At 56.9% G+C, this 10,470-nt stretch carries 13 protein-coding genes; 8 read left to right on the forward strand and 5 right to left on the reverse strand.

Annotation, left to right across the window (positions count from 1 at the left end; all coding sequences use genetic code 11):
* The first annotated feature begins 26 nt into the window (after positions 1-26).
* The 6 genes from HMPREF2787_RS10445 to HMPREF2787_RS10470 all read left to right on the forward strand — a co-directional run bounded on the left by HMPREF2787_RS10445 (position 27) and on the right by HMPREF2787_RS10470 (position 5,648).
* On the forward strand, positions 27-1,385 hold the full coding sequence (locus HMPREF2787_RS10445; protein ID WP_070859201.1) for a 3-oxoacyl-ACP reductase: 1,359 nt from the start codon (positions 27-29) through the stop codon (positions 1,383-1,385).
* Between the two features lie 53 nt (positions 1,386-1,438).
* Positions 1,439-2,401 (forward strand): MaoC/PaaZ C-terminal domain-containing protein, encoded by a 963-nt coding sequence (locus HMPREF2787_RS10450; protein ID WP_070859202.1) that lies wholly within the window; start codon positions 1,439-1,441, stop codon positions 2,399-2,401.
* A 347-nt stretch (positions 2,402-2,748) separates the two neighbouring features.
* The gene (gene nrdI / locus HMPREF2787_RS10455; RefSeq protein ID WP_081451123.1) at positions 2,749-3,213 is read left to right on the forward strand and encodes a class Ib ribonucleoside-diphosphate reductase assembly flavoprotein NrdI; all 465 of its coding nucleotides are present in this window, start codon (positions 2,749-2,751) and stop codon (positions 3,211-3,213) included.
* A complete protein-coding gene (gene nrdF / locus HMPREF2787_RS10460; RefSeq protein WP_083326700.1) occupies positions 3,210-4,214 on the forward strand; it encodes a class 1b ribonucleoside-diphosphate reductase subunit beta in 1,005 nt (334 codons plus the stop codon). Before nrdI ends, nrdF begins: the two co-directional genes overlap by 4 nt.
* A gap of 42 nt (positions 4,215-4,256) precedes the next feature.
* Positions 4,257-4,832, forward strand: coding sequence for an NADPH-dependent FMN reductase (locus tag HMPREF2787_RS10465; RefSeq protein ID WP_070859203.1), 576 nt, complete (start codon positions 4,257-4,259; stop codon positions 4,830-4,832).
* A 120-nt stretch (positions 4,833-4,952) separates the two neighbouring features.
* Positions 4,953-5,648, forward strand: a complete 696-nt coding sequence (locus HMPREF2787_RS10470) for a VOC family protein (protein ID WP_070859204.1) — start codon at positions 4,953-4,955, stop codon at positions 5,646-5,648.
* A gap of 2 nt (positions 5,649-5,650) precedes the next feature.
* Here HMPREF2787_RS10470 and HMPREF2787_RS10475 read toward each other — a convergent pair whose 3' ends face one another.
* Both HMPREF2787_RS10475 and HMPREF2787_RS11130 read right to left on the reverse strand, forming a co-directional pair.
* Positions 5,651-5,881 (reverse strand): hypothetical protein, encoded by a 231-nt coding sequence (locus tag HMPREF2787_RS10475; RefSeq protein ID WP_070859205.1) that lies wholly within the window; start codon positions 5,879-5,881, stop codon positions 5,651-5,653.
* Positions 5,882-6,217: 336 nt separating this feature from the next.
* A complete protein-coding gene (locus tag HMPREF2787_RS11130; RefSeq protein ID WP_168168062.1) occupies positions 6,218-6,385 on the reverse strand; it encodes a hypothetical protein in 168 nt (55 codons plus the stop codon).
* Between the two features lie 49 nt (positions 6,386-6,434).
* Between HMPREF2787_RS11130 and HMPREF2787_RS11350 the strand changes: the two genes are divergently transcribed.
* Entirely contained in the window at positions 6,435-6,815 is a 381-nt protein-coding gene (locus HMPREF2787_RS11350) for a primase C-terminal domain-containing protein (RefSeq protein WP_246824306.1), read from the forward strand.
* Positions 6,816-7,076: 261 nt separating this feature from the next.
* Here HMPREF2787_RS11350 and HMPREF2787_RS10480 read toward each other — a convergent pair whose 3' ends face one another.
* The gene (locus tag HMPREF2787_RS10480; protein ID WP_246824307.1) at positions 7,077-7,634 is read right to left on the reverse strand and encodes a hypothetical protein; all 558 of its coding nucleotides are present in this window, start codon (positions 7,632-7,634) and stop codon (positions 7,077-7,079) included.
* Between the two features lie 245 nt (positions 7,635-7,879).
* Positions 7,880-8,155, reverse strand: coding sequence for a hypothetical protein (locus HMPREF2787_RS10490; RefSeq protein WP_070859207.1), 276 nt, complete (start codon positions 8,153-8,155; stop codon positions 7,880-7,882).
* 401 nt (positions 8,156-8,556) lie between these two features.
* Here HMPREF2787_RS10490 and HMPREF2787_RS10495 point away from each other — a divergent pair, with 401 nt between their 5' ends.
* Complete coding sequence (locus HMPREF2787_RS10495; protein WP_083326702.1) at positions 8,557-8,988, forward strand: replication initiation protein; 432 nt, start codon at positions 8,557-8,559, stop codon at positions 8,986-8,988.
* Here the strand turns inward: HMPREF2787_RS10495 and HMPREF2787_RS10500 are convergent.
* Entirely contained in the window at positions 8,946-10,256 is a 1,311-nt protein-coding gene (locus HMPREF2787_RS10500) for a vWA domain-containing protein (RefSeq protein WP_246824308.1), read from the reverse strand. The genes HMPREF2787_RS10495 and HMPREF2787_RS10500 overlap by 43 nt on opposite strands.
* Positions 10,257-10,470: the final 214 nt, after the last annotated feature.

The raw sequence follows: 10,470 nt of genomic DNA on the forward strand, positions 1-10,470 counted from the left end.
ACTTTTACTTTCAAGGAGAGTTTTCCATGACCGATAAGTACCAGGAACTCGTCAACGGTGGTCCGCTCACTGGGCTGGCTAAGGCCGCTGGCCTGCCACAGCCACCGTTCCTGCGCCGCCACAAGCCGGGCGGTCCGCTGCTGAACAACGACAAGGTGCTCGTCACCGGCGAGGGTGCAGATGCAGACGCAGTTGCAGCTCAGCTGGCTGAGTGGGGCCTGCAGGTCCGTCGTGGCAACGCCGCTGACGACAAGATTGGTGCCATTGTCCTCGTCGCCACCGAGGCTAAGCGCCCGGCAGAGCTGCAGGACCCAGTGCTCGCTGCTGCAAAGCACATGCGCAAGCTGGACAAGGGGGGCCGCATCGTAACCGTCTCCCGCGCCAAGGATGCTCACCACAACGCAACCCCGGCCGAGATCGCCGAGAACGCTGTCGCTGGTGGTATCGAGGGCCTGATTCGCTCCCTCGGCCACGAGGTTCGTGGCGGCTCCACCGCCAACGGCATCCTCGTTGCTCCGGGCGTCTCGGTCACCGCACCGTCCGTCATCTCCTCCCTGCACTTCTTCCTCTCCGGCCGCTCGGCCTTCATCGACGGCCAGTTCCTCCGCGTCTCCTCCGACGCTGGTGAGGTCCCGGCCGACTGGGATAAGCCGCTGGCTGGCAAGGTTGCCGCTGTCACCGGTTCCGCCCGTGGTATCGGTGCCGCTATCGCTCGCCAGCTCAAGGCTGACGGCGCAGAAGTTATCGTCATCGACGTTCCGCAGGCTGGAGAGGCTCTGTCCAAGGTTGCCAACGAGCTCGGTGGCCTGGCTCTACAGCAGGACATCACGGCCGACGACGCCGGCAACGCCATTGCCGATGCCGCTGTAGCTCGCTACGGCCGCCTGGACATCGTCATCCACAATGCAGGCATCACCCGCGACAAGATGTTCGCCAACATGGACGACGCCAAGTGGGGCTCGGTCATCGCCGTCAACATCGAGTCCCAGCTGAAGATGAACGAGCAGCTGCTGAACCACAAGGCCTTCGAGAAGGCTCCGCGTATTGCCACCATGGCTTCCACCTCCGGTATCGCAGGTAACCGCGGTCAGACCAACTACGCCACCTCCAAGGCCGGTGTTATCGCAATGGTCGAGGCTTACGCTGAGGAGTTCGCTAAGCGCGGCGGCAACATCAACGCTGTTGCTCCAGGCTTCATCGAGACCGACATGACCGCTGCTATTCCGTTCGTCAACCGCCAGGTTGCTCGACGCGTGAACTCGCTGCAGCAGGGCGGCCAGCCGGGCGATGTCGCCCAGGCAATCGCCTTCTTGGTCTCCGACCGCGCTCTCGGCGTCAATGGCCACGTCCTGCGCGTCTGTGGTCAGAACATCGTCGGCGCCTAAGCGAAGCCACGGCTTCCGCATAGGCTCCCGATAAGGAGGAAAGAGGAAAACTTATGGCTAAGACCCTGGATGCCATTCCCAATCTGGTTCCGCTCTACGCCAAGGCAGCTGCTGGTTCGGCGAAGAAGCGCCCGAACTCCACCGAAATCAAGGTCGATGAACTAGTGGTCAAGGGCGTCACTGTCGATGCCGACCGTGACCAGGACTTCCGCGAGGTCGTTGGTGCCCCGAAGTCTGAGCAGGCCTTCTTCGGCCATGTTCACGCCCTAATCATGCCCATTCAGATGGAGCTGATGGCTGCGGATGACTTCCCGCTGCCGATGATGGGCCTGGTCCACACCGAGAACACCTATCGCGAAATCTCGCCTGTCACACTTGGTGGCAAGGTTGATATCTCGGTGAAGGTTGCCGCATTCCGCGCTCACCGCTCGGGCACTGAGGTCATTCTGGAGTCGACTGTTGTATCGTCCACATCCGGCGCCACCCTGGTCGAGGAGCAGTCGGTGTACCTGGCCAAGGGCGTTCGCCTGAAGGATGCCGAGGGTTTCGAAGAGGTCCAGGCACAGCGTGAGGCCATCAAGTCCGGCGCTGAGACCATCAAGCGCGAGCAGTTCAAGGTCCCCTTCCCCACCGCTCAGTGGAAGCTGGCTGGCAACATTGGCCGCCAGTGGGCCAAGGTTTCCGGCGATTGGAACCCGATCCACATCACCTCTGTTTCGGCGAAGGCTCTGGGCATGCCGGCAGCGATTGCACACGGCATGTACACCGCCTCCCGCGCGCTGGCTGAGGCACAGGTTTTGCCGGGCCAGTCATACGAGTTCCAGATTTCCTTCGGTGCGCCGGTCGTTCTGCCGACTACCATCAATGTCGCACTCACCCACACCGGTGACGGTGCAGGTGCTGCTCACAACCTGACTGAGGGCAGCTCCAATATCGGCCGTGCCGTCAACATCGTCGCGTGGGATCGCAAGAAGAAGCGTCCGCACTTCACCGGAAGTGTTCGCCCGCTGAAATAGTTGACGCGAAAGCGCTGTAGAAAACGTCGCGTTTTGGAAAACCAGTCTCCTCAATGACTGGGCCTTTCCAAAGCGCGGCGTTTTTGTTTTCTCAGTTGTGCTCTTGCCGAGGGCACGTCTGGCACGCCCCTCCGAGAGACACCGCTCTCCCCCCCCCCGCCGACAACCCCGCCGCTTTCCCGCCTTGAAAATCAGCTGCTGGATTTTTCCGCCGTTAATACAGAGTCGCGGCTTTACTTCGCAATTGCGTAACTAAACGCTTTCAGCCGCACGTAGGCAACGCCTTGTTGACATTCCATTCACTCCTCTATTTTATGTTCAACCCATTGAACATAGGAGGTAATTGAGTGTCTTCATCATCGAAGACGCCGCTGACTTTCACGGAACTCCCACCGGAGGAGTCACCCCGAATCGTGTACTTCTCCAGTGCTTCTGAAAACACTCACCGGTTCGTCCAAAAGCTGGCTCAACCAGCAGCACGCATCCCGTTACATCCGCGAAAAGACGGAATGATTCGCGTTTGCAGCCCATTTGTCCTGATCACACCGACTTATGGCGGCGGATGTCGGCGCCGCGCGGTGCCTAAGCAAGTCATCGCTTTTCTCAACGACGAAACCAACAGGAGTTTCATCCGCGGTGTCATCACCTCGGGCAACACAAATTTCGGCACTGACTTTTGCATTGCCGGAGCCATCATTTCTGCAAAATGCCAGGTCCCGGAGCTATACCACTACGAGTTACTGGGGACAGACCACGATGTGGAAAACGTCAGAGAGGGCCTGGAAAAATTCTGGAGGAGCGCTACTTCTTGAACATCTACAGCTATTCAACTACGCCACCGTCTTTTCGAAAGGACCCAGCTGCCCGCCTTCGGCCGATCAACTGGAACCGAGTGCAAGATGACAAAGATCTCGAAGTGTGGAATCGCCTGACGGCAAATTTTTGGCTACCCGAAAAAGTCCCGCTGTCCAATGACCTTGCAGACTGGCGACGTCTCACCGATCTAGAACGCGAGCTGACCATGAAGGTCTTCACCGGACTGACCATGCTCGACACAGTCCAGGCGTCTGTTGGGGAGATTTCCCAAATTCAAGATGCCCGCACAGAGCATGAAGAGGCGGTCTATACGAATATCGCTTTCATGCAAGCAGTGCATGCAAAGTCCTATTCTTCAGTATTTTCTACGCTGTCCAATACCCCTGACATCGACGCTGCCTACCAATGGGCAGTCGCCAATGACATCCTGCAGGCTCGGTCAAAAGCTGTGCTCAAACACTATTACGGCGACGTTCCACTCAAGCGAAAGGCAGCAGCAACGCTTCTTTCGTCCTTCTCGCTCTACGCCGGTTTCTACCTCCCGCTGCACTTCGCATCACGAGGAATCCTCACCAATACCGCCGACATGGTGCGCCTGATTCTGCGTGACAAAGCTGTTCACGGCTATTACTCCGGCTACAAATTCCAGCGAGGCGTAGAAACCTATGACACCGCCACGCAAACGCAGATGAAGGCTTTCGTCTTCGAGCTTCTCGACGAGCTATACCAGCTCGAACTGAGGTACTCCGAAGCCCTATACCAACCACTCGGGCTTTACGACGACGTTGCCAACTTCATTCGATACAACGCCAACAAAGCGCTCATGAACTTGGGATACCCGCAGCGGTTTAACCATGAAGAGACCGCCTTCAAGCCCGAAATTCTCGCTGCCCTCACCCCGGGGTCAGATGAAAACCACGACTTTTTCTCCGGTTCTGGCTCCGCATATGTCATCGGAAAAGCCGAAGACACCGCAGATGAAGACTGGGATTTCTAAATCCGCGTCTTTCCCCATACATCCTAAGAAAGGAACATTCGCATGACTGCACAGATTTCTATCCTGGTAGGAAGCTTGCGTCGAGCCTCCTATGCACGAAAGATTGCACTCAAGGCAGCCACGTACTTCCCCGATGACTTCAAAGTCGACATCGTCGAGATCCGTGACCTCCCTCTCTACAACTTCGACTACGACGACCCCGCAGTGTCCGATATTGCGACTCCCGCGGAATACACCAGTTTCCGGGAAACCATTAAAGCCAGCGATGGCATCCTATTTGTCACCCCAGAAAACAACCGCACAATTCCTGCAGCTCTGAAGAATGCCGTTGACATCGGATCTAAGCCCAACGGTGATGTGGCATGGAAGAACCTGCCCGCGGGAATTATCAGCCACTCCGTCGGCCGTATGGGAGGTTATAGCTCTCAGAAGAACTTGCGACTCGCGCTGTCGTACTTCGACATGCCGATGCTCGGTCAGCCAGAGGTCTTCCTGGGACAATCGCCAACACTCATTGACGAACAAGGAGAATTCACGTCGTCAAGCACTGAGGACTTTGTTCGCGACTACATCAACAGATTTGCAAACCTAGTTCGCGAGCAGAGCCCACGCCACTAACTGAAATCCCCTAATCAGCGCAGCGTTACTGGGGATATCACCGTATGAAGATTCTTCACTGACTAGGATCAAACGCTGCGTTCTCTGCGCGGTTGGGTGCTCGCCGTTAGGCTCGTTTTCATGACTGTTTCTATCTCGGCCGTGATCGCGCTTAACGACGACCCCTGTGCCGCTGCGCGGTTTTACGCCGAAGGTTTTAACTCCAACATCAAGTCCAATTCCACCACGCTCACCATCGGCGGGATGGACTTCGAACTCATTGAGAACGGGAACCGCCGATTAACCCCCGCTGTGTCTTTTATGGTGCGATTTGCCCCTGGTCAGGAAAACCAGCTACGCAGCCTGTGGGAGCATCTGATGGCGGGTGATGAAACCATCAGCGGTGGTGCTGCACTCATGCCCCTGACCAGCTACGATTTCTCGCCGCTCTTTGGCTGGTTGGTCGACGGCAATGGGGTCAACTGGCAACTGATGATTAATTCCTTAACCAGCGGGGCTGCAAGCACGGACTCTGCCGCAAAGACAGCGAATCCCGCCGTTATTCCCTACTTCATGTGGACAGGCGACGAACCACAGGCTGCCGCCGCCACCGAGGTATACAACCAACTTTTCGGGTCAGAGAATTTCATGACGCTCGACTCGCCGGGCATGCACAATTTCACCTTCGGCGACGGTGTGGCGATGCGTCTCTCCAGCGATTCTGCCGAAGAGGTCGAAAGCGCCTGCCAAGCGCTTGGCCTTACAGGCGCTGAGGTTGCCGAGGGCACGGAAGCCGTCGTCAAGCCTGACCGATTCGGCGTGTACTGGACGCTCTAGCGTTACTTACGGGTCAACGCGATTGTCGCGCCGATGACCAAGACTAGAAGCACTGTCCCCATAGAGAACCACATCATCTTCGAGGAGCCGTCATCCTCGTTTTCTTCGGTGGTCTTCGGATTCTGCTGGCTACTAGTCGGGGCTTCGCTTCTTGGCGACTTGTGCGCGACCTGTTCAAAACTTGGGCCCGGAATCTTCTTGCCGACCATCTCCGTGGTCAGCTGGTAAGTCACCGGGACGTTTTGACCATCCGCGACATCGTGGGATTTACCGGCGCCCCAGCTGTTGTTGAAGAAGACAATGATGTACTGGTCACTATCCAGCCACGCTCTTTCATCCTCGTAATCGCCTGATGTTTCACCATCTTCGCTAATCCGATTGCGGTAGTTAATCCGGGCCGAGTTACCAAATGTTGTCTCTTCGCCAATCTGATGTTCATTTACAGGACGGTTTTTCTAACTACCGGCGAGCTGACGCGCCGAATTCAGTGTCTTAATGTCCAGGCCGGAGATTTGTGCAAGCTTGTCCGCTTCTGGGGCGTCGATGAGCTTGACGGCGCCGCGGAGCTGCTACCCATACTCGGACTTAATCTTGTACACATGCGTCTCACCAGGAACGATGTCGGCCGTGACGCTGCTGATGTTGTCAGCAGTAAGTTTGGTGGCGTCATCGAACCACGAACCTGGGGTGACCTTGTTAGCCTGATCTGCCTCCGGTGTCGCGGGCGGAGGGTTCAAGCTCTACACACTCGACGAGCTGAACTTCTGGCTAACCGAAACCGGCTTCATGCCGCCACCATCGTGGAAGCGCACCCGCCGCAAAAACCCCGTCGGACTAGGGCGCAACTGCGCCCTATTCGAATCAGCACACACCTGGGCATACCGCGAAATCCGCCACCACTTCGGCAACCCCGACGGACTCGGCCGCGCAATCCAAACCACCGCACAAGCCATGAACCAACAACTCTTCAGCGAACCACTGTCTACACGCGAAGTCGACCAAATCGCCCGCTCCATCCACCGATGGGTCACCACCAAATCCCGCATGCGGGCAGACGGCCCCGCCGTCTACGAAGCAACCTTCAGCACCATCCAAAGCGCACGAGACCGCAAAAGCGGAGCGGTTAGGCGTAAAGCTGCTCAAGAGAACTGGAGAAGTGCCCTATGAGTGAGGTTTATGCTCGCTATCCGCGTAACGGAAAAACAGCTCGCGCTCTTGCCGAGAAAATGGGCGCGTCTGTTAGAACCGCTCAACGATGGACTAGTGAATCGCGCGAAGACTACCTCGCACGCGCTAACGAGAAGCGTCGCCGCGTCCGAGAGTTACGTGCTCGTGGGCTAAGCATCAGGGCGATAGCAAAACAAACTGGGTACTCCGTGGGAACAGTCCACCGCTACGTATCAGAGTAAAGCCAGATGCTACGTTCTTCTACTCATCATCAGAGTGATTCTCCTTGAGAAAACCCATGAAACTGAAGTATGGGACATCTTCTGTAGCTCGTTGAACGGCTTCGAAAACAGCATCACTAATAGGGTCAATTACCTTGTCACTTAGGTTTAAGACTTCCAGGAAGAAATGCTGAGTAATCATGTACGGACGAAAATTCTCCTGATTACTACCTGGGTCTAATTCTTCAGCAAGCTGATACTCGTCTTCATCGCACTCATCAACTGTGAAATCAGGAAGATCGTCAATTTCGGGAAAAGAAACTTTGAGTTCCTTCTTGAAACGCTCGGCAACCTGGTAAGAGTCTTTTTCAGAACAATAAACGTAAAGGTCTTCGTAAAAGCCTTGCAGCTCACCATTTGACAAGGAAGAAGGATTGGTCATGCGAAAGTCACTCCGTTCATTAGTAGTCGGGATAGTAAGCCTAGCTTTAACGGGGGCAGCAATCTCTGTTGCGCCGAGTGCTAGTGCGTATGCACCGAAGCCAGCATCGGAAGTCTTCCTAGCGAAGAAAAAGCCCCCACGAGGAAAAGGCGTCACGCTGAAGTGCGCTGTCGTAAATCTTCGGAATGAAGCAACTGGGCAATACATCTTTGGCAAAGGCAAGGACAGGGGCGCCGCTCAGCGAGATGCAAATAATAAACTGGGGAGGATGAAAGGAAAAGGATTCAAGCTCAAGCACTGCCGAGCAATCTAGCGCTCAACCTACGTTCCGCTTTCATCGAAAGAATCCGGCGCTTCGTTCCATGTGTTACCTCGCCGGCGACATCGCGCGAGCCAACGGCTTAACCGTCGCGCTTGCGCTCTGGCCGCGGCGCACCGCGCTTCCTGCGCGGGCGCACACCAAAAACAACTCCCGCGCTGTCAGCGACAGCCTCAGCCCCAAGCACACGACGAGGATGCGACTGCACCGAGCCTTGATCGCGATCAGCGCCCCGTAGAGCGTTCAAAGCATCCTCCACGCCTTGGAGTGCCAACTCGCGCTGTGAGGCGCTCAGCGTCGCGCCTGAGGCGATTTCTGAGCCAATTTCACGCAACCGCTCGATGTACGAACCACTCACACGCCCAAACCTCCCAAAAACCGGTCAATAGCCCCATCCTGCACGCCGCCCGCGCCACACACGCACCCAGTCCCGACGCTGCCAAGTAACGAAAGTGACCCGCCAGGGTCGACACACCTCTTGCAGATGAGCATCTGCGGCTTTTTAGGGACTGCCGCGGTGGTGGGACCGCCTTGCCGAGGGGCCGGTTTAGTGGTCGATGAAGTCGGGGTGCGTAGTGCGCGTTGGGGGGCCTCTCGGGGCGCCCAGGGGGAGGAACTCGCTTCGCTCGTGCAGTGAGAAAAGTTCTCCAGGGGATCCCCCTGGAACCCCGGAAATATCTGACTTGGTTCGCGACGTACTTTGAACACGCTGGGGAGAAATCCCCGAGCACAAAACACCCCTGTGCAAGGATGAGCACCATGACAGCTCCCACCGACCGGCCAGACGGCAAATTCGAGCAGCTATGGCTGCCACTATGGCCGCTAGCGTCGGATAATCTGCGCGACGGAATCTACCGCACCAGCAGGCAAAAAGCACTCGGGAAACGATTCATCGAAGCCAACCCCGATGCGATTTCCAACCTGCTTGTCGTCGACATCGACCACGACGACGCACTCATCCGCGCCATGTGGGATCGCGAACAGTGGCGACCCAACGCAGTCGTCGAAAACCCCACCAACGGCCACGCACACGCCGTATGGGCGCTAGAAGCCCCATTCGCACGCACCGAGTACGCCCACCGCGCACCACTGGCCTACGCTGCCGCAGTCACCGAAGGACTACGCCGCAGCGTCGACGGCGACACCGCCTACTCCGGGCTGATGACCAAAAACCCCGAGCACACCTGCTGAACAAGCCACTGGGTCACCAACCACCTCTCCTTGTCGGACGGGAACGCCTCCGGCACATCAGTCAGGTTTTCGTTGGCGAAGCGCTTGATAGTCACTTCTGCAGGAATGTCTTGGCCTTCGAAGGGGCCTCCTTTTCGAGCCACGGAGAACACCATATTGCCCGGCTTACAGTCTCCCTCAGCTCCCCCAGACTGCTTGGTTGTTATCGATGCGAAAAAGGGACCGTTGGAGTCGATGACGCCATTACCGAAATCATTGGCAAGGAAGCAACTGTTGTCGTCCAAATGCATAGTGAGCGCGAAGTTGCGCACATCAAGGTCCATCAGAGTCGCGCCTGACGACGCTCCCGGCACCGTAGCCGCACTAATTGCAAGCCGCTCTCCCTCAGCAACCGGGACGGAGAAGTACTCAGCACCGTCGCCCTCCTGATTACCAAGTCGACGTTCGGACTCCGGTGTCTTTTCCCGCAGCTTGGTCGAAAACGTTTCCACGTCGGCAGGCACCTGGGTAGCGCTCGTAGGAGCGTCGCCGCCCTGTATCTCTTGCGCGCTGGACTGCGCGGTGCGTGCGGTGCGGGTCGCCAGCGTCTTCATGGACTCAGCCAGGGAATCGGAGTCCTGGGCGTCCAGGTACTCGCCGCCGGTGGCCTCAGCAATGCACTCGAGTTCAGCACGTGCGCCTGCGTCAACGAGAAAACCAACTGTGTTGATGACCAGGTCAATGCCCTGTTGCTTGAGTTCCTTAGCTACTTCGCACACCGGTGGCGGAGCACAGGTGTCCTCACCATCGGAGACCAACACAATCGAACGTTGCCCTTCTTTCGGCAACTTATCGGCAGCCTGACGCAGCGCAGGCCCCATCGGGGTGTGGCCGGATGCTTGAATCTTACCTACTTCAGCAGGAATCTTCGCCGAGTTGCCAGCCTGCACGGGTAGCAGCGTGGTGATGTCCTGACAGCCAGCTTCCCGCTCCTCCGGCGAATTTCCGACTTCCGTGCCGTAGACCATGAACCCAATTTCGGAGTCCTCTGACACCGATTCCGCGAACTTGCTCGTGGCAGTCTTCGCTGCCTCCATTCGGGTTTGATCACCCGCATCGTCGGCAAGCATTGACCCTGAAGCATCCAGGATCACCATGGTTGGCGATATAGTACTCGCGGCCTCTTGCGCCTGTGCACGCTCTGCTGTGATTCCCGCGAAAGAGCCTACGATCACCAGCAACATGGAGATGGTGAGCACGACCGCCGAGAGTTGTCTTCTTCTGATCATGTGGTCGGTTCCTTTTCTTCAAGCGTAAATCTTCAAGCGTAAAAAGAACGTTACATGACAAAAGTATGTCTGATTCCCGAGATAATGTCTGGGCAGACCCCAAAAATTACGGGCTGAACGGGTGAATATGGGCTGCAAATGTGAAACTGTGCGAGTTTATAGCACTTTCAGGCCATTTTTCAGGCGGTAGGGTCAGGCGGTCATTGCATCATGG

The sequence above is a fragment of the Corynebacterium sp. HMSC061H03 genome, from assembly GCF_001838215.1.
Lineage (GTDB): Bacteria > Actinomycetota > Actinomycetes > Mycobacteriales > Mycobacteriaceae > Corynebacterium > Corynebacterium jeikeium_D.

Coding starts and splice junctions, on each gene's coding strand:
- HMPREF2787_RS10445 (WP_070859201.1), top strand. CDS start 27: ATGACCGATAAGTACCAGGAACTCGTCAACGGTGGTCCGCTCACTGGG.
- HMPREF2787_RS10450 (WP_070859202.1), top strand. CDS start 1,439: ATGGCTAAGACCCTGGATGCCATTCCCAATCTGGTTCCGCTCTACGCC.
- HMPREF2787_RS10465 (WP_070859203.1), top strand. CDS start 4,257: ATGACTGCACAGATTTCTATCCTGGTAGGAAGCTTGCGTCGAGCCTCC.
- HMPREF2787_RS10470 (WP_070859204.1), top strand. CDS start 4,953: ATGACTGTTTCTATCTCGGCCGTGATCGCGCTTAACGACGACCCCTGT.
- HMPREF2787_RS11350 (WP_246824306.1), top strand. CDS start 6,435: ATGCCGCCACCATCGTGGAAGCGCACCCGCCGCAAAAACCCCGTCGGA.
- HMPREF2787_RS10495 (WP_083326702.1), top strand. CDS start 8,557: ATGACAGCTCCCACCGACCGGCCAGACGGCAAATTCGAGCAGCTATGG.
- HMPREF2787_RS10500 (WP_246824308.1), bottom strand. CDS start 10,256: ATGATCAGAAGAAGACAACTCTCGGCGGTCGTGCTCACCATCTCCATG.